Source organism: Niabella drilacis, assembly GCF_900101395.1.
Classification (GTDB): domain Bacteria; phylum Bacteroidota; class Bacteroidia; order Chitinophagales; family Chitinophagaceae; genus Niabella; species Niabella drilacis.
The window spans coordinates 241,933-265,589 of the sequence record NZ_FMZO01000001.1 but is presented as its reverse complement, the minus strand read 5'-3'; the positions used below and the strand labels follow the sequence as shown (position 1 = coordinate 265,589).

The 23,657-nt window shown below is 47.9% G+C and carries 25 protein-coding genes and 1 tRNA gene; 16 read left to right on the top strand and 10 right to left on the bottom strand.

The features are described 5' to 3' along the window. Window positions 1-13: 13 nt before the first annotated feature. Window positions 14-1,057 (bottom strand): tRNA (adenosine(37)-N6)-threonylcarbamoyltransferase complex transferase subunit TsaD, encoded by a 1,044-nt coding sequence (tsaD, locus tag BLS44_RS01210; RefSeq protein ID WP_090388198.1) that lies wholly within the window; start codon window positions 1,055-1,057, stop codon window positions 14-16. 107 nt (window positions 1,058-1,164) lie between these two features. Next, on the bottom strand, window positions 1,165-2,430 hold the full coding sequence (locus BLS44_RS01205; RefSeq protein ID WP_245729054.1) for an ABC transporter permease: 1,266 nt from the start codon (window positions 2,428-2,430) through the stop codon (window positions 1,165-1,167). A gap of 130 nt (window positions 2,431-2,560) precedes the next feature. Here BLS44_RS01205 and BLS44_RS01200 point away from each other — a divergent pair, with 130 nt between their 5' ends. Both BLS44_RS01200 and BLS44_RS01195 read left to right on the top strand, forming a co-directional pair. Continuing rightward, the gene (locus tag BLS44_RS01200) at window positions 2,561-3,046 is read left to right on the top strand and encodes a GNAT family N-acetyltransferase (RefSeq protein WP_090388197.1); all 486 of its coding nucleotides are present in this window, start codon (window positions 2,561-2,563) and stop codon (window positions 3,044-3,046) included. A 7-nt stretch (window positions 3,047-3,053) separates the two neighbouring features. After that, window positions 3,054-3,545, top strand: a complete 492-nt coding sequence (locus BLS44_RS01195; RefSeq protein WP_090388196.1) for a MarR family winged helix-turn-helix transcriptional regulator — start codon at window positions 3,054-3,056, stop codon at window positions 3,543-3,545. 33 nt (window positions 3,546-3,578) lie between these two features. Here BLS44_RS01195 and BLS44_RS01190 read toward each other — a convergent pair whose 3' ends face one another. Both BLS44_RS01190 and BLS44_RS01185 read right to left on the bottom strand, forming a co-directional pair. After that, window positions 3,579-4,223 (bottom strand): TetR/AcrR family transcriptional regulator, encoded by a 645-nt coding sequence (locus BLS44_RS01190; RefSeq protein WP_090388195.1) that lies wholly within the window; start codon window positions 4,221-4,223, stop codon window positions 3,579-3,581. A gap of 433 nt (window positions 4,224-4,656) precedes the next feature. After that, window positions 4,657-5,115, bottom strand: a complete 459-nt coding sequence (locus BLS44_RS01185; protein WP_090388194.1) for a hemerythrin domain-containing protein — start codon at window positions 5,113-5,115, stop codon at window positions 4,657-4,659. Between the two features lie 177 nt (window positions 5,116-5,292). Between BLS44_RS01185 and BLS44_RS01180 the strand changes: the two genes are divergently transcribed. The 7 genes from BLS44_RS01180 to BLS44_RS01150 all read left to right on the top strand — a co-directional run bounded on the left by BLS44_RS01180 (window position 5,293) and on the right by BLS44_RS01150 (window position 12,137). Further along, window positions 5,293-5,778, top strand: a complete 486-nt coding sequence (locus BLS44_RS01180; RefSeq protein WP_090388592.1) for a c-type cytochrome — start codon at window positions 5,293-5,295, stop codon at window positions 5,776-5,778. Between the two features lie 40 nt (window positions 5,779-5,818). Beyond that, window positions 5,819-7,813, top strand: coding sequence for a Sec-dependent nitrous-oxide reductase (gene nosZ / locus BLS44_RS01175; protein ID WP_090388193.1), 1,995 nt, complete (start codon window positions 5,819-5,821; stop codon window positions 7,811-7,813). Window positions 7,814-7,938: 125 nt separating this feature from the next. Continuing rightward, window positions 7,939-8,991, top strand: coding sequence for a nitrous oxide reductase accessory protein NosL (locus BLS44_RS01170; protein WP_090388192.1), 1,053 nt, complete (start codon window positions 7,939-7,941; stop codon window positions 8,989-8,991). Next, complete coding sequence (locus BLS44_RS01165) at window positions 8,975-10,234, top strand: nitrous oxide reductase family maturation protein NosD (RefSeq protein WP_090388191.1); 1,260 nt, start codon at window positions 8,975-8,977, stop codon at window positions 10,232-10,234. Before BLS44_RS01170 ends, BLS44_RS01165 begins: the two co-directional genes overlap by 17 nt. Beyond that, the gene (locus tag BLS44_RS01160; protein WP_090388190.1) at window positions 10,231-10,941 is read left to right on the top strand and encodes an ABC transporter ATP-binding protein; all 711 of its coding nucleotides are present in this window, start codon (window positions 10,231-10,233) and stop codon (window positions 10,939-10,941) included. Before BLS44_RS01165 ends, BLS44_RS01160 begins: the two co-directional genes overlap by 4 nt. Beyond that, on the top strand, window positions 10,938-11,705 hold the full coding sequence (locus BLS44_RS01155) for an ABC transporter permease subunit (RefSeq protein ID WP_090388189.1): 768 nt from the start codon (window positions 10,938-10,940) through the stop codon (window positions 11,703-11,705). The genes BLS44_RS01160 and BLS44_RS01155 overlap by 4 nt, the downstream gene beginning before the upstream one ends. A gap of 60 nt (window positions 11,706-11,765) precedes the next feature. Then, window positions 11,766-12,137, top strand: a complete 372-nt coding sequence (locus BLS44_RS01150) for a group III truncated hemoglobin (protein WP_143019624.1) — start codon at window positions 11,766-11,768, stop codon at window positions 12,135-12,137. A 98-nt stretch (window positions 12,138-12,235) separates the two neighbouring features. Here BLS44_RS01150 and BLS44_RS01145 read toward each other — a convergent pair whose 3' ends face one another. From BLS44_RS01145 to ric, 3 genes are read right to left on the bottom strand one after another with little or no spacing between them, the layout of a single operon-like run. Next, on the bottom strand, window positions 12,236-13,456 hold the full coding sequence (locus BLS44_RS01145; protein WP_245729083.1) for a hypothetical protein: 1,221 nt from the start codon (window positions 13,454-13,456) through the stop codon (window positions 12,236-12,238). Between the two features lie 12 nt (window positions 13,457-13,468). Then, on the bottom strand, window positions 13,469-14,059 hold the full coding sequence (locus BLS44_RS01140) for a Crp/Fnr family transcriptional regulator (RefSeq protein WP_090388186.1): 591 nt from the start codon (window positions 14,057-14,059) through the stop codon (window positions 13,469-13,471). Between the two features lie 34 nt (window positions 14,060-14,093). Beyond that, window positions 14,094-14,804: an iron-sulfur cluster repair di-iron protein gene (ric, locus tag BLS44_RS01135; protein WP_176954273.1), complete on the bottom strand. Its 711-nt coding sequence runs from the start codon at window positions 14,802-14,804 to the stop codon at window positions 14,094-14,096. 484 nt (window positions 14,805-15,288) lie between these two features. Here ric and BLS44_RS01130 point away from each other — a divergent pair, with 484 nt between their 5' ends. The 6 genes from BLS44_RS01130 to BLS44_RS01105 all read left to right on the top strand — a co-directional run bounded on the left by BLS44_RS01130 (window position 15,289) and on the right by BLS44_RS01105 (window position 18,760). Continuing rightward, window positions 15,289-15,522, top strand: coding sequence for a thioredoxin family protein (locus tag BLS44_RS01130; protein ID WP_090388185.1), 234 nt, complete (start codon window positions 15,289-15,291; stop codon window positions 15,520-15,522). Between the two features lie 80 nt (window positions 15,523-15,602). Further along, entirely contained in the window at window positions 15,603-15,866 is a 264-nt protein-coding gene (locus BLS44_RS01125; RefSeq protein ID WP_090388184.1) for a DUF2024 family protein, read from the top strand. Between the two features lie 30 nt (window positions 15,867-15,896). Beyond that, window positions 15,897-16,538 carry a MarR family winged helix-turn-helix transcriptional regulator gene (locus BLS44_RS01120; RefSeq protein WP_090388183.1) on the top strand — a complete coding sequence of 214 codons (642 nt, stop codon included), beginning with the start codon at window positions 15,897-15,899 and terminating at the stop codon, window positions 16,536-16,538. 50 nt (window positions 16,539-16,588) lie between these two features. Next, window positions 16,589-17,326, top strand: coding sequence for an AAA family ATPase (locus BLS44_RS01115; RefSeq protein ID WP_090388182.1), 738 nt, complete (start codon window positions 16,589-16,591; stop codon window positions 17,324-17,326). Further along, complete coding sequence (locus BLS44_RS01110; RefSeq protein ID WP_090388181.1) at window positions 17,308-18,042, top strand: YggS family pyridoxal phosphate-dependent enzyme; 735 nt, start codon at window positions 17,308-17,310, stop codon at window positions 18,040-18,042. Before BLS44_RS01115 ends, BLS44_RS01110 begins: the two co-directional genes overlap by 19 nt. Before the next feature lie 7 nt (window positions 18,043-18,049). Continuing rightward, a complete protein-coding gene (locus tag BLS44_RS01105; protein WP_090388590.1) occupies window positions 18,050-18,760 on the top strand; it encodes a type 1 glutamine amidotransferase in 711 nt (236 codons plus the stop codon). A gap of 340 nt (window positions 18,761-19,100) precedes the next feature. Here BLS44_RS01105 and BLS44_RS01095 read toward each other — a convergent pair. Next, window positions 19,101-19,185, bottom strand: a tRNA-Ser gene (locus tag BLS44_RS01095). An 820-nt stretch (window positions 19,186-20,005) separates the two neighbouring features. Next, window positions 20,006-21,112, bottom strand: coding sequence for a hypothetical protein (locus tag BLS44_RS01085; protein WP_143019623.1), 1,107 nt, complete (start codon window positions 21,110-21,112; stop codon window positions 20,006-20,008). A 198-nt stretch (window positions 21,113-21,310) separates the two neighbouring features. Between BLS44_RS01085 and BLS44_RS26415 the strand changes: the two genes are divergently transcribed. Next, on the top strand, window positions 21,311-21,586 hold the full coding sequence (locus BLS44_RS26415) for a hypothetical protein (protein WP_176954272.1): 276 nt from the start codon (window positions 21,311-21,313) through the stop codon (window positions 21,584-21,586). A 298-nt stretch (window positions 21,587-21,884) separates the two neighbouring features. Here BLS44_RS26415 and BLS44_RS01075 read toward each other — a convergent pair whose 3' ends face one another. Then, complete coding sequence (locus tag BLS44_RS01075; RefSeq protein WP_090388177.1) at window positions 21,885-23,624, bottom strand: alpha-L-rhamnosidase-related protein; 1,740 nt, start codon at window positions 23,622-23,624, stop codon at window positions 21,885-21,887. Between the last annotated feature and the right edge of the window lie 33 nt (window positions 23,625-23,657).

Here is a 23,657-nt window from a genome sequence, read left to right as displayed (position 1 = left end):
TAACAGGAAACTGCTAAAAGCCCCTTGCCATTGACGGTATGGAAAGATCTGCAAAATCACGCTCAAGGTATTTGTAATAGCCGGTGATGGCGATCATTCCCGCATTATCGGTGCAATACTGAAAATCGGGGATAAACGTATTCCATCCCTGCTGTTCGCCCATCTCCCTGAATGCCTTGCGAAGGCCACTGTTGGCGGACACCCCGCCTGCTATACAAAGGTCCTTTATACCCAGGTCCTTTGCAGCCCTGCCCAGCTTATTGAGTAAAATAGAAATGATCCGCTGCTGAACAGAGGCGCAGATATCCTGCAGGTTTTCGTCAATAAAACGCTTCCGTTCCGCCTCGGTAGCAGCAAACTCCTCTTTGTATACCTGGGCAGTACCTGCATTCCTTAAAAAATAAAGGATAGCGGTTTTTAGTCCGCTGAAGCTGAAATTATACCCCGGTATCCTGGGCTCCGGAAACTGGAACCGGTTGGGGTTTCCCTCTTTGGCATACCGGTCAACCAGCGGTCCGCCCGGGTAAGGCAGCCCCAGCATCTTAGCCGCCTTATCAAAAGCTTCCCCCGCCGCGTCATCGATCGTTTCACCAATGATCTCCAGCTTTGTGGGCGCAGTGCACTTCACGATCTGGGTATGCCCCCCGCTTACGGTTAAGCACAGGAAGGGAAAAGAAGGTTTATGTTCGGGTATCAGGTTGGCCAGCACATGCGCCTGCATATGATTAACGGCGATCAGCGGTTTGTTCAGCGCCAGTGATAAAGATTTGGCGAACTGGCCGCCGACCAGCAAACTCCCGATAAGGCCGGGCGCCTGTGTAAACGCGATGGCGTCCATATCTCCCAGCTGCATCCCGCTTTCCTTTAATGCCACATCCACCACCGGTACGATATTCTGCATATGGGCCCTGGAGGCCAGCTCGGGTACCACACCTCCGTGAGCCGCATGTACCGCCTGTGTTGCGATCCTGTTCGACAAAATGGCTCCCGAGCTGCAAACAGCAGCCGAAGTTTCATCACAGCTGGATTCTATAGCTAATATGTTAATCTTCCTCATTCTTAATTATTCATCTTCTGATGCCGGGTCCCGGATACCACGGCACTGATTGCTGATGGCTGAAAACTGATAACTGACCGCCAAAATCACACATCACCCATCCTGCATCAGCTCCGTATGGCCACCACCGGGTCCATTTTTGCGGCCTGTACAGCCGGTATAATGCCGGCGATCACACCCACAAACACACAGATCAAAAAGGTCCAGATCATGTTCCCTATCGAAATAAATACGGGGAAATCCAGCGCCTTGCTCAGGATCTGTGCCAGTACATATACCAGGAACAAACCGATCAATCCGCCCAGCATACAAAGAAAAGCGGACTCCAGCAGGAATTCGGTAAGGATGATCTGCCGTTTGGCGCCCAGCGCTTTCTTTAACCCGATCTGCGAAGTACGCTCTTTCACCGTTACAAACATAATATTTGCCACCCCGAACAGTCCAACGATAAGGCTGATGCCACCGATAACAGCGCCCCCGATATTCAGCCCCGCAAACGCCTCGGATACCTGGTCGCCGATATCATTGATATCATTCAGGGCAAAATTATCGGCCTGCCGGGGGCTCAGCTTATGCAAACTCCGCATGGTTACCATCAGCTCATCCTTAAGCCCTTTGCTGGTAACCTGCGCCCTTCCCTGCACCATGATGACCGGGTCCGTCTTCTCCTCGTTATAGATCGTGCGTCCGAACTGGAAGGGAAGGATCACACTCTGATCAAACCCCCAGCCTCCGATCATCTGCTTGCCCTGTTTTTCGATCACCCCTGCAACCAGTATTTTCTTACCGCCTATGGAGATCATTTTATTAACAGCCAGCTCCGGCTCGTTAAATAACTTTTCGGCGATCTCGTTGCCGATGACCGCCACACCGGAACCATAATTAAATTCAGCATCAGATAAATACCGGCCAAAACTCATCGTAAGGGGCTGGATCCTGATATACTCTTCACTTACGCTGTATACATTCACTCCATTCAGCAGGTAGCCCGAAAACTCTACATTCCCCCTTCCCTGCAGTGTAAATGCCACATATTTGGCATTGGGAGTACGCTCCCGGATCTGCCTTACCTCTTCGTACCGGGGCACCGGGCGATTGACGTATTTCCACCAGGGATAATCCGGACCGCCCCCGTATTCCCATTTATCGACATAGATCGTATTAGAGCCCAGTGTTTTTATTTCATTTTGTATATTCTGCTGCAGGCTGTTTACCGTAGCCAGCACGCCGATGATACAAAAGATGCCGATCGTAACCCCAAAGAGCGAAAGAAAAGTGCGCAACTTGTTTTTCCACAGCTCTTGCATGGCCATGCGAAAACTACTGCCAACGATTTCCAGGGTGCGCCTCAACATAGCTACAAATATAGCCACGTTTTTATTGTTTTGAGCCGCAGGCATCCCCGGGGCACCCCCTGTCGGCAAAACAAGGCAAAGCCTGCAGCCGGGAAATAAATGTATTCAGATACGTAGTTAACTACGTATATTTGCATCAAAAGACCCTATGTTTACGATAAAGGAACTCGACAACAGCTATTGTAACGCTATTACAGAGCTGATCCTGCCCATTCAGCAGGTAGAATTCAATGTGCCGGTAACACTGGAAAGCCAGCCGGACCTGCTCGATATTGAGACCACATATATACGCCCCGGCGGAAATTTCTGGGGAGCTTTTTCGGAGAACGTCCTGGTAGGCACAATCGCTCTTATGCATGCAGGACCGATCGGGGCGATCCGGAAAATGTTTGTAAGAAAAGAGCACCGGGGCGCCCGCCCCGGTATTGCCGGGGAACTGCTGGACACCCTCATCAGGTACAGCAGGCAGCAACAGCTGCAGGCCCTGTACCTGGGTACCGTAGAACAGCTGAAAGCGGCACAACGGTTTTATGAGAAGAATGGCTTCACCCGGATCGCAGAAGCAGCGCTCCCGGCTGTTTTTCCGAAAATGCCTGTAGATAACATCTTTTATTACCGCACCCTTAAGAACTGAGCTTATTATGAATACGATCGACGAAGCCGGCATCCTCGCACTGGCAACCCGGCTGCAGCGGCTTAGTGAAAGCATCCGGAAACAGGGGCTGGAAGTTTACCGCGCCTGTGGCATCAGCTTTGATCCCAAATGGTTTCCCGTGATCTATGCGCTGCATAAGAACCATGTGCTGAGCGTGGTTGCCCTGGCCCGGGAGATCGGCTATAGCCATCCTTCCACCATCAGCCTGTTAAAAGAACTGCAAAAGGAGAAACTGGTCCGTTCCAGAAAACACCCCCAGGATGACCGCAAACGGCTATTGCAACTTTCCCCCAAAGGACAGTCCCTGGTGCTGGAGATGCAGCCCGTCTGGGAACTGCTTACACAGGCCATCCTGCAAATAACAGCCACTAAGAACAACCTGTTCAAAGCCATCACAGAAACAGAAGGGCGCCTGGCAGATACAGCACTTACCGATGCTGCACTGGCTTTGCATGCGCGTGAAAAGAACAATGTATAATTTGAGACGCCGCGGGCTTATACCGGCGCTGCTTCAACGTTGCTGCTCAGCAGCCTCACGATAGCACCAGTCAATGATCTGCCGGATCGAGCCCAGCAGCTGCTCCTTCCCTTTTCTGGTAGTGCTGTGAATACCGCAGATGGTATTGGTGTTGTAACGGGAATGCAGGACAATATAATAGATCGCCGATACAAGCAGGGCATTGATCGCCCGGAAGTTCACCGACGTATTTTTGAAATAGGGGTCCGACAGCTTCAGCAGCTGCTCACCAAATTGCTCCCGCTCTTCCAGTATCGCCTGCAGCAGCGGGTTCATTTCGCATAACTCCCAAAGGATAATGTTCTGCATTTCCACTGAATGCTCAAGAAATTCAAACTGCCCTTTCAGGATCGACATTATCGTGTCCGCATCCAGGTCTGTAAGCGGTTCCTTTTCTGTTGCAAGGAACTCTGTTCTTTTCCAGAAATCATTCTTCTTCAGATAGGCATCGATCAGCCCACCCAGGCTTCCAAAATAATTATAGATCAGCTTTTTGTCGAGCTTTGCATGCGCGGCAATATTACTGGCCTTTAGTGCCTTGTACCCGTCTTTTTGAAGGATCGCCCCTACAGAATGCAGCAGTTTCTGCATCGACTTCTGCTTATCACGCTTTGGTTCCTGTGTAGCTCTTTGTCTCATGTTGATAGTAAACAGCCTCTAAAGGTCCTTATTTTTATCAATTTCCCAAAAAATACCTTTCATTTGAAATATTAAAAATCTTTCCGGGGAACCTTAAATAATTCAAAACTTTTATACATCTGCTTTAAATTCCATATCAGGCAAGGGCGGCTGAGGTATATTTTTTTTACTTCCGGCAACCGCTTAATCGTTATAAGTCAACGATCGTTGACTTATAACGATTAATATTGTACCTTTGTGGCCTCCAAAATTGCAGATGCTGTCAGGCAATTTGCCTGCACTATTGCTTTTTTGATCTTAAGTGTGCCGTTGCTAGTTAAAACAGGCCAACTAAGTGCTTCTGCGATGACGGGTTGACAATGGATATGCTCTGGCTCTCTGCAGTATGTCCATTTTTTTTTGCCCGGCCAGGTGTTCCCCCAACCGCCCGGGATCAGGTATCCAGCCAAAAAGCATCCGGATAGTCGTCCTGTCCGGTCTTCTTATGCGACGCTTCCAGAGCGGTTCCGATCACCGCCATTTTTTCCGCGGAAAGGGTCTGCTCCAGGTGCGGAAACAATATTCGCTCTTCAAACCGGATATGCCGGTCCAGCAGATCGGCAAAAGCTTCTACATCCCCTGTTACCGCGTTTGCCGCAATGGTCTCCTGCAATGCCTGCAGCCTGCGGTGCTCTGCTATCGCCTGCGCGCACTGTGCATCCCCGGCAACAAACAGCCACTGCTCTTCCTCATCAAAATGGTCCTTTAAATGGATATCCCAAAAGTACCGGATATAAGCGCCGATCCTTGTCACCGCAACCTTTTTTTTGATCCCCTGTCGTATCTTCCAGCAACATAGTAACCCATGGTGATGATCCCGGGATAGTGGTACAATGCTTTCGTGCCGTTTCATGATCTCTTTTTTATCTGCGACCGGTGAACCATCGGGGCCCAGCGCATCGCATGTTATTTTCCGGTGTATATAATACAGGAAAGATACTGATATAGAATTTATCTGCTTATGACCAAGGTCATAAAACGGGCAGCAAAACCCGGCCTACTTTTGATCCCGAATCAAATCAATCACAATATGAAGAAAAAAATCCTTACCGTACTGGGCCTGGCATTGATCATTTGCCTTGGTGCCTGCGGCGGGTCTGAGACCTCCGCACCGGCTGCTGAATCAGCAGCAGCACCTGCAAGCGCAACGAAAGCACCTGCAGACTATGATCCCAAACGAGGCGAAGGCAAGTTTGACGAAACCAATATCAAAATTGGACCGCTGGATGCTGCCATGGCAGACAAAGGTAAATCTATTGCAGCAACCAAATGCTTCTCCTGCCACAAAACAACCGATGAAAAGCTGGTGGGGCCGGGCTGGAAAGGCGTAACGACCCGGAAGACTCCGCACTGGATTATGAACTTCATTACCAACCCCGATCCGATGATCGACAAGGACCCCGAAGTGCAGGCCCAGCTTGAGCTTTGCCTGGTGCGCATGCCCAACCAAAATCTTTCTGAAGACGAAGCCAGAAGCATCCTGGAGTTTATGCGCCAGAATGACGGCGCTCACTAAAGCCCGCCCGTAATTTCCAAACTCAAAAGTCATACGCTCTATGTATATTAAAAATTTCATAACCCCTGTACTTTTCCTGGCTGCGGCCACGGTATCCGTTACTTCCTGTAAACCTAAAAGCGCAGGCACTGCTGTTAGCGGCAACGCCGCATCAAAAGTTTATGTACCTCCCGGCAAATACGATGAGTTTTACAATTTTGTATCCGGGGGGTTCAGCGGGCAGCTTAGTGTTTACGGCCTGCCCAGCGGGCGCCTGCTGCGCGTGATCCCCGTTTTTTCTGTCGATCCTGAAAAAGGCTGGGGCTATAGTGAAGAAACCAAACCCATGCTCAACACATCGCACGGCTTCGTTCCCTGGGACGACCTTCATCACGTGGAAATGTCGATGACCGATGGCCAGGCCGATGGCAGATGGGTATTCGTAAACGGCAATAACACACCCAGGCTTGCGCGGGTGGACCTGAAGACCTTCCGCACTGCGGAGATCCTTGAACTGCCCAATAGTGCCGGGAACCACAGCTCCCCCTTCAGCACCGAAAACTCGGAGTATATCGTAGCAGGTACCCGTTTTAGCGTACCACCCGATGATGTCAATGGCGATATCCCGATCAATTCCTATAAAGAAAACTTCAAAGGACATATCAGCTTTGTAAGTGTAGATAAAACAAACGGGGAGATGAAGATAGCGTTTCAGTTAAAAACGCCTGGTGTAAACTTTGATCTTTCCCATGCGGGTAAGGGAAAGTCTCACGACTGGTTTTTCTTCAGCACTTATAATACCGAGCAGGCCAATACGCTGCTGGAAGTAAACGCATCACGGAGAGATAAAGACTTTATCATGGCCGTGAACTGGAAAAAAGCCGAGGAATACGTAAAAGCCGGAAAAGGCAAAAAACATTCTGTAAAATATGCCCATAACACCTATGATGAAGCAACCCATACTGCAAAATCAGCAATGGAAAATGAAGTAACCGTGCTGGATGTCGCAGACTTCCCGGATATTGTTTACTTTATTCCCTGCCCCAAATCGCCACACGGATGCGATGTGGATCCCACGGGTGAGTATATTGTAGGCAGCGGCAAGCTGGCTGCACTGCTGCCGGTATTCAGCTATGACAAGATCCAGAAGGCTATTGCCGCGAAAGATTTTGAGCAGGAAACATATGCCGGCCTGCCCGTTATCAAATATGAGGCCGCCCTGTACGGCGAAGTACAGAAACCCGGCCTGGGCCCCCTGCATACAGAGTTCGACGGGAAGGGAAACGCATACACCTCATTCTTTGTATCCTCAGAAGTTGTAAAATGGAATATCAAAGACCTGAAAGTACTTGACCGGCAACCTACCTATTACTCTGTAGGACACCTGATGATACCGGGCGGCGATAGCAAAAAGCCTTTTGGAAAGTACCTGGTGGCGTATAACAAGATCACCAAGGACCGCTACCTGCCTACAGGACCGGAACTTTCGCAAAGCGCGCAACTATATGATATCAGCGGCGACAAGATGGAGCTGATCCTCGACTATCCCACTATTGGCGAGCCACACTACGCGCAGGCGGTACCGGCGGAGCTGATCAGGGACAAGCAGCTGAAGATCTTTGACATCAATGCCAATAAGCATCCCTTTGTCACAAAAGGCGAGGCGGAAGCAAAAGTAGTGCGCCAGGGTAACCAGGTTCACGTATACATCACTGCCGTTCGCTCACATTTTGCACCGGATAATATCGAAGGGGTGCAGCTTGGCGATGAAGTGCTTTTCCATGTTACCAACTTGGAGCAGGACTGGGATGTGCCCCACGGATTTGGCGTAAAAGGCGCCGCCAACGGTGAGCTGCTCGTAATGCCCGGGGAAACACTCACCCTGAAATGGATCCCCGATCGCACCGGCATATTCCCCATCTATTGTACCGATTTTTGTTCCGCATTGCACCAGGAAATGTCGGGGTATGTAAGGGTTTCGCCAAAAGGCAGCACGGTTCCCCTGCGGTTTAGCCTGGGAGACAAGAACGAGAAGCCAGAACCCACTGTCCAATAAACGAACACCAGCCATGTTCGATCAAAAGGGCAGCGCGCAAAACACGCTCGCCCTTTTTTTTCAGCATTTTTTTTACCGGCTAACAAAAGACAACACTCTCTTTCATAAATAAAAATACCGCTCCAATGAAACAGAAGATCTCATCCCGCTCCAAACTGTTACTGGTAGTTGCTGCGCTCTTGCTGGCAGTATCGCTGTTCGTACCCATCTGGGCTATTTACCTGGATGCCCCCCAATACCCGGAGGGCCTGCAATTGCAGATATGGGCCAGCAGGATAGCCGGGGACATCGACATCATCAACGGCCTGAACCACTATATCGGGATGAGAACCCTGCGCAGCAATGACTTCGTCGAATTCACTGTTCTTCCCTATCTCATTGCGGTTTATGCCATCTTATTTATGATCACCGCATTCGCCGGCCGGAAAAAATGGCTCTACTTCCTGTTAGGTGCTTTTTTACTATTCGGCATCGTAGCTATGGTTGATTTCTGGAAATGGGAGTATGACTATGGTCACAACCTCGACCCAAATGCCGCCATCAGGGTGCCCGGGATGGCCTACCAGCCGCCGCTTATCGGAGCCAAACAGCTACTCAACTTCCATGCATATTCCATTCCTGACATCGGGGGATGGCTGTTCATTAGCGCCGGGGTATTGCTGGCAGCCGCAGCAATACTGGAAAGCCGCCTGCCCGGCAGGGCACATAAAAATAAGGTACCAACCGCTGTTGCTGCGCTTACCATCCTTATGCTGAACTCCTGCGGCAGCAGTGGTCCCGAGCCGATCCATTTGCACCACGATGCCTGCGACTTCTGCAAAATGTCGATATCCGACGGGCGTTTTGCCGCAGAGCTCATCACTACAAAGGGGCGCGTTTACAAATTCGACGATCTGGGCTGTATGATCCGGTATGCGGCAGCTACTCCCTCCCAGTTAGTACAACATTACTACGTCAGTGATTTTACAAACGACCATCAGTTAACCGACGCCACTACCGCCTGGTATGTGCAGAACGAAGCCCTGCGCAGCCCGATGGCAGGGAACACGGCGGCTTTTGCCGGCCGGGATGCGGCAACCGCCTATGGCGCCCAAAACCAGGCAACAGTCATAAGCTGGGAGGTGCTGTATAAAACTATCCAACAAAAAATGGCGTCCGGTCATGAGGCAGCCCATTAAGATATTCCTTCGCCTGCTTTCAGCGTGCCTGCTATGGGTGGGGGCGCCTCTTCATACCCCTGCAGCCACCCTGCACGTGGGAAACGGCGGGCCGTTTACGAAGATCAGGCCTGCGCTGGCGGCCAGTCATCCGGGAGACAGCATCATTATCGGCAGGGGCATTTATAAAGAAGGGAACCTCATCATCGATAAGCCTCTGTTTATCCTGGGCGAGGGAATGCCCGTACTGGACGGGGAGTTCCGGTATGAGATCCTGTCCGTAAAAAGTGACAGGGTCACCATAAAGGGGTTAACCCTCCGGAACTCCGGGCATTCGGTATTAAACGATCCGGGCGCCATTAAAGTTTATGATGCTTCTTATGTAACCATTACAGACAATATCCTGCTTAATAATTATTTTGGTATATACCTCCAGTATGCCGCCCACTGCATCGTCCGCAACAATACGATAACTGCCTCCCAAAAGGAGGAGCACCTGTCCGGCAATGGCATTCATTGCTGGAAAAGTGACAGCCTCCAGATCACCGGCAACCGCATTACCGGGCACCGCGATGGTATCTATTTCGAATTTGTGACCCATTCCGTTATCTGGCGCAACATTGCCCGTAACAATCTCCGGTATGGGCTGCATTTTATGTTTTCCCATAACAATGCTTATATCACCAATTATTTCAAAAACAACGGCGCCGGCGTGGCCGTCATGTTCACAAAACATGTAATTATGCTGAACAATACTTTTGAAGAGAACTGGGGGGATGCAGCCTATGGCATCTTATTCAAAGAACTGTCCGACTGTTGTCTCTCCGGTAACCGGTTCATAAAAAACACGACCGGTATACTCTTTGACGGCAGCAACCGGATCGTGGTAACACGCAACGTATTCCGCGAAAATGGCTGGGGCATACGCATACAGGCCAATTGCATGGACAACAGCATCCGCCAAAATAATTTCATGGGCAATACCTTTGACCTGGCCACCAATGGTACGCTAATGCTCAACCAGTTTACTGACAACTACTGGGACAAATACGAAGGTTACGATCTTAACCGCGACCGTACCGGCGATGTCCCCTACCGCCCGCTCAGTATGTATTCCATGATCGTAGAACGGAATCCGCCGGCCATGCTCCTTTACCGGAGCTTTATCATCCGCCTTCTTGATCAGTCTGAAAAAATAATCCCGACTCTTACACCGGAGCAGTTGATCGACAACCGGCCCCGTATGATCCCTTATAATTTATGATAGTAATAAAAAATATCAGTAAACGTTTTGGAAAACTGCAGGCGCTCGATCACCTGAGCCTGCAACTCAGCAGGGGAGCCTGTGTTGCCCTTATCGGTCCTAACGGATGCGGCAAAACAACGCTGATAAAATCGCTGCTGGGCATGGTTTTGCCTGATGAAGGCTCCCTCATTTTCAACGGCCAGGATATAAGGCACAACAACGAATACCGGCGGCAGATCGGATATATGCCGCAGATAGGCCGGTATCCGGAGAATATGACCATTGGCCAGGTAATTGGTATGATCAAAGGTATCCGCAACAGCAATGAAACGCCCGACTATGAATTATATGAACAGTTCGGAATTGACAGGATGCTGCATAAAAAAATGCGCACCCTCAGCGGGGGCACCACCCAAAAAGTAAGCGCCACACTGGCATTCCTGTTCCACCCCCCGGTGCTGATCCTTGATGAGCCCACGGCTGGGTTGGATCCTGTTGCGGCCGAAATACTCAAAGCTAAAATAGCGGATGCAAAAAACAAAGGCCGTCTTATCCTGATCACGTCCCACCTTCTCAGCGAACTGGAAGGCATGGTAAACCAGGTCGTTTTCATGCAGGAAGGAAAACTGCTGCTGCACAAAGACACAACGGAGCTAAAGGCGGTTACGGGACAAAAGACCATCAAAGAAGCAATTGTTCACCTTCTAAAAACCGGAGCAAAATGATCCGAATCCTCAAATATGTAACCCTTGATATATTAAAAAACAGAATCGTCATCATCTATGCAGTGGTACTGGCACTCTTTTCATGGAGCGCCTTCGGTCTGGAAGACAATACCTCCAAGGGACTGCTAACGGTGCTCAACCTCCTGCTGCTTACGGTACCCCTGGTATCCGTTTTATTCTCCACGATCTATGTATACAATAACAACGAATTCATTGAGCTGCTGGTCAGCCATCCCGTCCGGCGCAGTATGATCTGGAAAGCCTTGTTTGCGGGCCTATCCCTGAGCATGACCGCCGCTTTTATCCTGGGTGCGGGCCTCCCTTTGCTGCTCTTTGCAGATCCGGCAACAGCCCTTATCATGATCGCCGCAGGAGTGCTCCTATCTGTTATATTTATTGCCATTGCCTTCCTGAGCAGTATCGTTACCCGCGATAAAGCCAAAGGCATTGGTATCGCCATCATGCTATGGCTGTATTTCGCCCTGTTATTCGATGGACTGGTGCTGTTCCTGTACTTCCAGTTTGCTGATTACCCGATAGAAAAACCGGTAGTACTGCTCAGTGCATTAAGTCCGGTAGATCTGTGCCGCATTCTTATTCTCCTACGGCTCGATGTATCTGCCATGATGGGCTATACGGGGGCCATTTTCAAAAACTTCTTTGGGAATGGCTGGGGGCTTATCCTTTCGTTCAGCCTGCTGCTCCTGTGGATATGGGTGCCGTTCCGGGTTTCATTGCAAAAATTCAAAAAGAAGGATCTGTAGGTGCGCTTGCGGCCTATCAAAAAACCTGCTCAAAACGAAGCCTGTAAAAATATTCAGACCATGAATCCAGATATAGCCACCCGAAAAGATATTGAAAAAGTAGTGGATCTCTTCTACCAAAAGGTTAGCTCCGATGCGGTCATCGGCTTCTTCTTTACAGAAGTAACCCCGGTCAACTGGGAGCAGCACCTGCCGGTGATGTATACCTTCTGGGAGAACGTACTGTTTTACACGGGGGAATACGAGGGCAATCCCATTGCAACACACCGCCGCATACATGAACAGTATGCTACGCGCCCGGAGCACTTTCAGCGATGGATCGCCTTGCTGGACGATAGCGTTAATCAATACTTTGCCGGTCCCAACGCCGAAAAAATGAAGCAGCACGCCCGTGCCATTGCTATGGTGATGATGCAAAAGATCGCATTCTGAGCACATGGTCCGTCCTGGTTTTTTTTTGACCACGAAGCATCCTCCCCATTCATCATACCTCTTATTACCGTGGTATACCCGCCTGACAGCGACCGGTATTAATACCCGCCAGCCTTCTGTTTTCTGTACTGCGATATATACAATCCTGCCGCCCCGCCCAGCAGCAACACCGCGGCGCCCAGCAGCAGCTCATTCACAAAAGGAACCGGTATATAGGCCAGGGCGGCAAAGCCCTGTACGGCAAGGAACAATTCGTTGCATATAACTCCGATCAATAATAAAAGGGCTGCCGCCTTTGCCACCGGGGTAATACGGATCATTTGCCGGGCAACATAATAACCGATCAGGAACAGGCTGTACACACCCAGTAATACCAGGTGCAGGTACGCGATAACAATTGGCCGGAAGCCAAACACCAACCGGCTCAGCCAGGGAATGGCAGACAGTGCCTGGAGTACAAATTTGATCGTAAGGGCAAAGGCTGCCGCATAAAAAAACAGGTGCTTCCTGTAGGAAGGCCTGGCCGGCCTGTTTTGGTGATACCATGCTTTTGCCCGGACCAGCAACACGATCCATGCACCCAGTTGCAACAATGCCGCCATAATGGTTGCCAGGTATAACCACCAGGGGATCCCGGCCCAGTGTACCGACAGGAAAAAAGACGGTATAGCGGCAATAATGAAAATACGGAAATACCCCTTTAGTGAAAAGAACGCTGGTGGTAAAAGTGCCGCAGCCAGTGCCATGCTGCCTAAAAAGAACCAGCCATTATACTGAAAATGCAAATAAAAATAAATGGACCCCAGGTAAAGGCTGGAATCAACATTTCCGGTAGCCATCATATAAGCCAGGGAAAAAGGGCCTGCGGACGAAACCACGTTCAGCAGCAACCCGCCAGCCGCCCAGGGAACGGAGGGATGTGAGGCGGGCCAGCACCGCCGGTCCCTAATAAATATACCTGCAAATACCACAGCAACCAGGATCGACAAGGTAGAAAAAGCGATCGACACCGCCTTGTATCCCTCGATGGTAAATGCCACCAGCATACCAAAGGAACCCAAAAGGTTGAGGAAGACAAGGGCCTGATATTGTTTCCGTCTTCCTGCAGTGACGAACGGCGTCACCAGCAGGGTCAGCCCCGTATACAATAAATGGCTGACCCAGCCACCGAAGGCAAAATGAGAATGCGCATGCAGTAAGTTCTTCTGTTCAAAAAAAGGAAAATTGTATGCGATCTTATAACGCATCAAGGTTCCATACAGCGCTACGATAGCCAGGTTCAGTAACCCCCAGCGCACCCATTTGTTTGACAAACCCACATCCATTAAAAACTAATAATAAAGTTTATGCCCCAGGATCTTTACTTTTCCGGCACTGCTCATCCTGATAAGCGTACGGATCACCGTTTCTACGCGCAGCCCTGTAAAATCTGCGATCTGCTGCCGGGTATAAGGTACCCGCCAGGACTTTGACAGGTGCTCATTTCCCTTCTTCCTGTCCAGGAAATGGGCAATCTTTTCTTCCGGCGTCTGGCGTACCCATATCTGGGCTGCCGTTGCTTTACTGTAAATACGCTCCGCAAATGTAAAAAGCAGCGCTCTCGCAATTTCCGGGTAATCGCGCAGGATACCATAAAATTTTTCCTTCCTGATCTTAACCAGTACAGCCGGGGTAGCAGCTTCTGCAGTGCTCGGGTAGGCCTTATCCAGCAACAATGGCGGCTCCCCAAAACTCTGCCCCTTTTCAAAATATCCCTGCGTCAGCTCCTTTCCTTCCATATTCGTAGAATACATCCGCACCGAGCCTTCTTCCAGCTGGTAAAAAAAGTAAGGCAGATTCCCTTCGTGAAAGATGATCGCACCTTTTTCGACCTTGCAGGCAACGCCTCCATAGGCAATCAGTATATTATAATCGATCGGCATATCCCGGTTATACTTAACTCCTTATCACCGGCGCTCAACTGCTCCTTTCCTGCTCCATCCGGATGGCTCTGGGAAACAGGATATTATTCTCGAGGTGTACATGCAGGTGCAGATCCTCTTCAAATTCCTTCAGCAAAGAAAACGTAACCCTGTAAGTGTTGCAGGCGTCCGCAGGGGGTGTGTAGTTGCCGGTGAGCGCTGCAATTTTTTCAAAACGCTCCCCTTCAATATGGTGTTCATGCATCATCACGCTGATCGGGTTCTCCACGGTACCAAATGCCGCATGAACGGTCCCGTTCGCCACCATGCTCCGGATATAGGGAAACAGCACGGCCTCCTCTTTTTTCATATGCGCTGAGAGATCAACAGCAGAATCCCTGAACAACGCCGCTACTTCTTTCAGCTCCGGATGCCGGTCGCCATGAACCCTTGTAACCTTTTCCAGGAACGGCGTGATCTCCGCGATCTTTGCCGTCACATAACGATGATGCTTTTTCTCAATATAGTCAGCCAGGAGGTCAGCAGGCCAGTTGTTGTACGCAGCTGTTGCCGTATTGACCTGACCATGGGCCTCTTCCAGCGCCCGGAGCACCCGGCCAGGCTCCAGTTCTTTTTTCCTGCAGGCCTCGCCAATGGTACGATTGCCATTACAGCAAAAATCAATTCCATATGACTTAAAAACAGAGGCGGTACGGTAATCTTCGGCTACCAGCGCTCCGATAACGGTTTGTTCATGAATATCCATGCTATTATTGATTTGAATGTTAAATACCTTTTATTGAAGCAGTTCTTTGCGCGCGCTCAATACCGCATATAAATACCTTTTTATCCTTTATATAGCCCGGTCCCTTCTCCTGCACGCTGCTCCCCACCCGAACTGCAGCTGAAACACCCCACAAAGATAGGAAGAAAAAACAATAAAAGACCTTTTTATCTTTTATTAAACAAAAGCACCACGTTGTCCCCCATACGCCCGGAAACAATGGACAATTACCCTACCAACAGAGGCGTTAAGAAGAGAAGAAGCAATACTGAAATAATTACGTCTAAAAGAAGGATTTTTTTGAGCAAATGCATACGCAAATAATGAAGCTTAAGATGTGGCTTACAAACGACCCTGATTTGCAGCATTTGGTGAAAAAAGAGTAATTAAAGTTTTTATTTGTTAGGACTCCTAACTATATTTGTTCCGGCAATTGTGCCATCTAACAATTTAATACCAAATAAACATGGAAAAAGCAGTTTTCTATCATGCAGGTTGTCCTGTTTGTGTAAGCGCAGAACACGACATCATTGAACTAATTGGTGCTGACAATGTAGAAATCGTTCACATTGGTGAAATGCGGGCCAAAATTGACGAAGCGGAAAAAGCGGGCGTAAAATCAGTACCAGCTTTGGTTACATCAAATGGAAATGTATTACACATTAACTTTGGTGCATCTATTGCCGATGTAAAAGGCTAAAGAATTTGTTCCAATAGGTTAGCATGCCAGCCTATTGGAATTTTTTATCTACTATTTGAGTAAACTATAAAATATAAAGAATGCAGGTAACAGTTTGGGACACGTATGTAACAAGGATGGATGGTCTAATAATGCACTTTGATATCCTTGTGCCGGTAGCAATAAATGATGCAGCTGTAATTTACGGCTATGGAAAGGAGTACCTTAAAACGAAGGGACAGGAAGCACAATCATTAACTTCAAAAGAATGCCAGTTTTGCCATATTGAAGAGGCTTCCCCGGAGATAAAAAAATCGGTTAAAGCAAAGGGCTATCACATTATAGAAATGCAGGGATGCAATTAATTCAAGTATATTACACAAACTTAAAATTATATGAGCACGTCTGATTTCGACCTGAAACAGCAGAACAATAGCATAGAAAGCAAGATTGTTGCTTCTTTGGAGAGAATATCTCAGGCTTTCCGTGTTTTGTTATGGCAGGAAAGCAAGAAATTTTCTTTAAGCCCTATTCAGGTGCAGGTTATGATTTTCTTACTTCATCACAGTGAGGAGAAAAGAAAAGTGAGCTATTTGGCTGATGAATTTAATATGACCAAAGCTACTATTAGTGACACGATTAAAACATTGGAGCAAAAAAATCTCATCAAAAAAGATTACTTGCTGAACGACACAAGAAGCTATATTATAAATCTGACAAAAAAGGGGGAAGCGATTACAGATAAAGTATCACTTTTCACAAAAGAAATCAGAACCCCAATTAATAACCTACACCAGGAGGATAAGGAAAACCTGCTTTTAAGTTTACTTAATATTATACGGCACTTAAATAAATCGGAAGTGATTACTGTCCAAAGGATGTGTATGTCGTGCGCTTATTATCAATCATCCGATAAAGGGCAAAAGCATTTTTGCAAACTGCTTAATCAAGAGCTACAGGTTACAGACCTAAGAATTGATTGCCCTGAACACGAAATGAAAAAACAGAACTTAAACGTAAATCCATACACATTTTAGTACCCCTGACAATTGCATTGTAGCAGTCTATTATATGTATCAGAGAAACTATGAACGTATTTAACCTTATTATAAACGACAAAGAACAGGTATCTCTAAAGGATATATTCCTTGATGAAGTCAACCGAAAAAGTATTGAACAGCTTATAAAAGAACACACCTATTTTGATGAATTAAATCAATATGGACTGCCGGTAAACAATAAACTATTGCTTCACGGCAGCTCGGGTTGTGGCAAAACAATGACCGCCAAAGCCATTGCGCAGGCATTGGGAAAGAACATCCTGATACTCGATTTAAGCAATGTAGTATGTTCACGCATTGGCGAGACCTCACAGAATATCAAACAGATTTTTGATAAGGCTGGCAGGGAAAAAGCCATTCTGTTTTTAGATGAATTTGACCAGATAGGGAAAGCAAGAGGAAATGACGATAAAGACGTAGGCGAAATGCGAAGATTGGTAAACACCATTATCCAGTTAATAGATTATTTTCCCAATAATGCCTTATTAATATGTGCCACCAATCATCCCGAAATTATTGATACGGCATTATTAAGACGTTTTCAGTTGCGAATAAGTTTTCAAATGCCTGCCAAAGAGGTTTTAGATGAATATTACAACAATCTTTTATTACGTTTTCCAAAGGAATTACAAGACATAGAACGAAAGTACGGTATATCATTTGCCGAAGCTAAAGACCACACTTTCACAGTCGTGAAATCGGAATTGATTAAGAATTTGGAAGAAAAACAAAAAAACGTGGAAGTATGGGCGAAGAAATTTTAGAAAATATAGCCGTCATAAAGGAGCGGATAAATAACGCCTGTAAGCATAGCAACAGAAATCCCGATGAAGTAAAACTATTATTGGCAACCAAAACCGTATCTGCCGATCGTATTAAAATTGCTTTACAGGCAGGGCATACATTGATAGCAGAAAACAAGATACAGGAAATCAAAGAAAAGTATGAGGCTTTGCAGGAAGTTCCGCACACCAATCATTTCATAGGGCATTTGCAAACTAATAAAATAAAAGACCTGTTGAAGTACAATGTATCCTGCATCCAGTCGCTTGACCGTTTGGATTTAGCGGAGAAATTGCATCAACGATTGTTATTTGAAAGCAAAACTATTGAGGTTTTGATACAGGTAAATACCTCAAACGAAGAAAGCAAATTTGGTGTACATCCCAATAATGTCATTGAGCTGGTAAAAGAAGTTGCAAAGTTTGAAACGCTTAAGATAAAAGGTCTAATGACCATAGGTCTGTTCAGTGCTGAAACCGAGAAAGTGCGTGAATGTTTTCGTTTGCTTAGAAAAATTCAACAAGAAATAATATCCTTAAATATTCCAAACGTGGAAATGCAGGAACTATCAATGGGAATGAGTGGCGATATGGAAACTGCCATAGCAGAAGGAGCAACGATTGTAAGGGTAGGTACGGCAATTTTTGGGCAGAGAATTTATCCCGATAGCTACTATTGGAATGAAAATAAAAACTGAACGTACAATGAAAGTACATTTTATACAACACGAAATCTTTGAAGCTCCGGGAGCATACTATGGATGGGCAAAGGAAAGAAACCATACTATTACTTTTTCAAAAGTGTATGAGAACCAACCATTACCTAACACAGCCGGGAATATTGATATGTTGGTAGTCATGGGTGGCCCGCAGAGCCCCCAAACCACCAACGAAGAATGTCCCCATTTTAACGCAAAAGCCGAGATTGCTTTAATACAAAAAACAATTACCGCGGGAAAAGCAGTTGTAGGTGTTTGTTTAGGTTCGCAACTTATTGGCGAAGCGTTGGGAGCAAAAACAGAAAATAGCCCTGAAAAAGAAATTGGCGTATTCCCGATACAACTTACAAAAGACGGCTTGAAAGACGAAAAAGTAAATCACTTCGGCTCAATATTACCTGTCGGACATTGGCACAGCGATATGCCGGGGCTTACACCGGAAAGCAAAATATTAGCAACAAGTATAGGCTGCCCAAGACAGATAATAGCATACAGTAATCTTGTTTATGGCTTTCAATGCCACATGGAACTTACACCGGAAGTAATAGAATTGCTCATCGCAGAAGATGAAGATTTTTTAACTAATAGCACTACGCACAAATTTGTCCAAAAACCCGATGAAATCCGCAGTTTTGATTATACAGTGATGAACGGAAAGCTATTTCGGTTTCTTGATAAACTTGCAATTTCGAAATGATGCTTTTCTTTATAGAGCAGCGAACGGCAATTTTTCAAAATAGCTTATGGAAAAGTTTTACAACAATACACTACATAACCCGGTTCGATGAAGTATTACCTAAATACGCTCTATTACGCACACATACGGGCAGTAGGACCTTTAGTATGTAACGCGCTAATGCTGGGTATTGCACTGCAAGTTGTAATGAAGCGGACCGGGCACAGCAATTATAAATCCATGAAGCCATATATCGACGTATCGGATCAGGCGAAAGCTGAAGCAATAAAGCTATTTGATAGGCAAGTGTCCCTGTTTTGGTCCCCCGAACTTATAGTTATCTGACTTTCAGAGTTAAAAGCGGAGAGCGAGGGATTCGAACCCCCGGACCTGTTACAGTCAACGGTTTTCAAGACCGCCGCATTCGACCACTCTGCCAGCTCTCCGCGGCAAAAGTAAGGGTTGGCTATCTGATGACAAAAAAATGTTATTGATTTTTTTCAGCGGCGCCGGCAATTTCGGCTGTTCATCCTATCCGTGCTGGATTTGGGGGATATTGCACCAGTGAAGCTCTGCATACCGGTGGCAGTAATAAGCAGGAAACGGGCGGTTTAATTCCAAGGCCAGTCTTTAGCGGGCAAAAGGCCCGGCGCCAGAGAAATACGGGTTTGCCGGAAATAACCGGGCTTGTATTGAAAAAGCGATCTGCCTTTATTTTTCTTGTCATCTAATTTCCAGGACCGGTCGCGATTAACCCGTTCCGTTAACCGGGCTTTACAGACTTGCGATGCATCTTCCGCCCGGTTTACAATCGCCTGGGCGGACAGCTGTCCCTGGCTGCCGGCACCAGTACCGGCAGGTTATGCTTCTCTACAAATAACAGCGACGGATATAGTTCTGAAAACCCGTTCTGCTATCGGTATCGCCTTCTAACAACCGAAAAAATACTGATAACACAATATCAACCTTTGCCCCATGGTTCTCCAAAAGCCCACCGGCTTCTCTTTTCTTTTTTTCATCCTTTGATGGCCTGTAAGTGACCACGGCGAAGCTTTCCTTTGGTGCCCTAACGCTGCCGAAAAGCATAAAAAGAAATGCCCTGCTAAATGAATGACTTATCACAGGTTGTTACGGATTGTTTTAACAACCCATGATGCCCTATAGTCCGAACGATGAAACGAGCGTGGCAAGACAGCTGCCACAGGCACCGCAGCCGGGCCAATAAACCCACCAACTTTTCAGCAGCTGCTGATCAACAGCCCATGCTTAAAATGTGCCGCAGTTCTTGCAATTTTTCCAGATGGTTGCTGCACGTATACCGTTGAAGTCTTTATAGCCGGGAACGTACAGGGTATTGCCATGCAATGCCATGGAAAAGGCTACCGACCGGCTGGTACCGTCTGTAAGCGCTATCGGGGTGCCATCTTTCCAGTAAACGGCTTTGGGAAACCTGCCGGGGTGGTTGAAATCTACATTGCCGGCAACATAAACCCTGTTACCCTGTACGGCAATGCCGGTGCTGATAGAAGCGGATGTACCATCCGTAAGGACCACAGCAGTGCCATTTTTCCAGTAAGTGGCCACATTATAAGCATCGCTGCCCTGGTAGCCACATACATAAACGTCGCCGTCCACTACGGCTATTTTATGGGCATAAGAATTATGCACGCCATCCGACAGCGAGGTAGCAACCCCGTTTTTCCAGTATTTGGCGGTGGCCTGGTCAAGCTGCGGGCCGGTTACTTCTGTTGTGGCCACATATACATCAGTGTCAACAACGGCGATGGATATTGCCTCAGCAATTTTGAAATAGGTACTATCGCCAATCGCAACAGGGATGCCATTTTTCCAATATTTAGCCACCCCGACAAGGCCAGTCCGCGCACCCCCGGCAATATACACATCACCATTTGACACCGCTACATCATAAGCCACTGACATGGTATTGGACAGGTTGGTCTTTACACCATTTTTCCAATAGGTAGCCACATCAGTATTGCCAATGCGTTCCGTACCCACTACATATACATCATGGCCTGAAACCGTGATGCCACGGCCTTCTGATTGATGCGTTCCATCAGAAAGATGAACGGCCGTTCCGTTTTTCCAATAGGTGGCCACAGCGTTGCCGCCAACATTGTCCCAGCCGGCAGTATATACATCATTACCGGAGATGACTGTGGCCGAGGCGCCGGAATTTATATTCCCGTTATCAAGCATCATGGTTTCACCGCCGGCGGCCTTCCGGGCAGCATTACCGGCATTGGCCGAAGCCGTTGTGATCGCCGTTGAAACAGCTTCTTCTTTTTTACACCCCAATGCGAAGAGCATTGTTGCGCAACAGGTAAGGATGACCCAGTGGATCTTTTTCATTTTATGTGATTTTTGGTTGTTAACTTTTATATTGTAAAAGTAGGTGCGCGAAGGGCTGCCGGCAATCATTAAAAAACATGATTTCTCCGGTAAACGCTCCTTTGGCACAGATCAGTTATCATCTCTCCCTGTAAATAAATCCGGATATAAATGTAAATCCTACACCGACGTTCAACCATTGCAGAAACAGCTCCACGGATGGCTGCTGCAATTATTAAGAAGAAGGAGAAAAACAACCGAAGTTGCGTGCCATCAATGATACCCGGGCGCCGGTCGATTGCCCGCCGGGAAAAAGATCCTGCAATGAACGGCCGAAAGCTGCTTTTTACGTTTCCACTGGTAAATACCTGCCGGAGCCTTTTAGAGCAATTTACCGCAGAAAACGCGGCCATTCTTATCAGCAAAGCTTCTATGAAATGGCGGGTATTGGTGTTCCGGGTTTTCCCGGTTACCATCAGACGGGCGCCAGGCTAAGCGCTGCAGGCTCACAGCAAACCGGTCAAAACGGGAAGGGCCTTATTATAAAATCAGGAATGATTCAAAAGCCCCTTATGAAACGGAAGGGGTAACACCGGCGCAGGCGCCGCGGCTGTTGCGTGTTTAAAATATAGTGCTCACTGAAATACCGGCGCAACCGGGTGCTGCATAGCTACAGCGCTTCCTGCGATGCCTGAACCATAGGCCGGTGGCGCCATCCGGGGCCTTAATGATGAAAATGCGCAGGCATGCACCTGCTGCCATCATTAGTTCCGGTTGCCGTTCTTAACAGGTATTATCTTAAAATCCGGATCCCTTTTGGGGCCTGTACCGTGGTGACCACTTTCCCTTTTTTATCTTTTACATGCTTTACCCGTATGACGCCCAGCTTTGTGGGAAAAGTGCCCTCTGCAAAAGCAAGATCTCCCAAATGTGGTTTTAAGCGGAACACTTTTCCCCCCGGTGCTACCGCCTTTAACCCCAGGACATGTTCCGATAACCATACCGTAGGACCGGATGCCCATCCATGGCAGAAACTATGACGATGGCCTACATAACAATAGTCCCCGTAGGCGGCATGAACATCTACTTTCCCGGCCGGCACCAGCTCATCTATACGGGCCGCATTTTTCATCCAGTCAATGTTAAAGTCTTCCCAGAAAGTAGTAGCGCCCAGGTCGAGCATGCCGCCCCAATACTGCATCATAATATCCATTGCCTCCTTGTATTTTCCGGCTTTGGCCATTGCCTCCAACATATAATACCCATAGAACGTGGAAAAGTTCTTTGCCCCGCCAACCGACAACACATCTGAATAAGCCTTACCCGCATCCATCATCCCTACCAGGGAAAGCAACGCGGCCGCCTGCTTGCTGTTGTTGTGCGGCGGCACTATTTTCCGCATTTCCGCTGCCGTCTCGCGGCATTGCTTTGCTGTGGCGGCGTCTCCCAGGATGGCACTTAGCTTCGCACCGCATTCGAGGCTCCATATGGTCATTGCCTGTAAACCTGCATGAATAGCTACGGTATCCTTGCTGGAAGGCCAATCGAGGAAGCGGTTCCCATCCATTTTTTCCACACCGTTCACTACTTTGCCGGTAATCTGCTTCAGTAATCCCTGTAAGTATTCTTTTTGCTCTTTCAGATATGAGAGGTTTCCATGATGCATATACCACTCATGCTGGATAATGATCCACCACATGGAGTAGGTACTGATACCACTCATCCACCCCGGCAGCGGTGTCGTATTGCGGGCCAGGTCAAGACTCTTAGGCACTACTTCGTTATACCCAAAAACGGAGTTCACCGTAGACACTTCCGGGTGAAGATCCCCTACCCATACCAGGCGATCGCGTTTGATCCCATCCCACAAATAATCCTGCATATTCAGGTGAACGGTATAGGCCCCAACGTTCCAGATCTTATTCAACCGCTCATTACTGCATTTAAACGATCCCAGGTAGGGGATATCCCTGTAGGTGGAAATCACCCGCACTTCTTTCAAATGAACTTCGGCATTAACATCCAGCAGATCGATCCTTGCAAAACGGAAACCGGACTCACCGCTTTGCACTTTCCCCAGCCAGGGCACCATCAGGTTAAAGTCCCGGATAGCGTGATCGTTGGTAGATCCATGCGCACCCAGTTCGGCCATTGCTTCGCTCACCGATTCTCCAAAGCGGATACGTACCTTCCTGGGGTTATTGGGCGCGGGCCACATGCCCGTTATAATCTCAAGCGCGCCATTCATTTCTCTTCCAAAATCCAGCAAAATGCTGGCAGGGGCCTTCCCCGTCGTTTTTAATACCACCACGTCGGAATTGTTCAAACTGGCCTGTCCGATACCTTCCTTCAGCAACTGCTCTGCGCCCTTAACCTGGCCTTGCTGCCAAACAATTCTTGCCGGATACACGTATTCCCTCGTAAGCGGACTTTTCAGCTTCCGTTCTGCCGGCCTTGCCTGAGCTGTGGCAATACCCGGCAGCAAACACAATCCACATAGCCCCAGCACGAGGAACAATACTCTTCTTTTCATCTGTTTATTTTTTAAACGCTGTCAGCAGTCTTC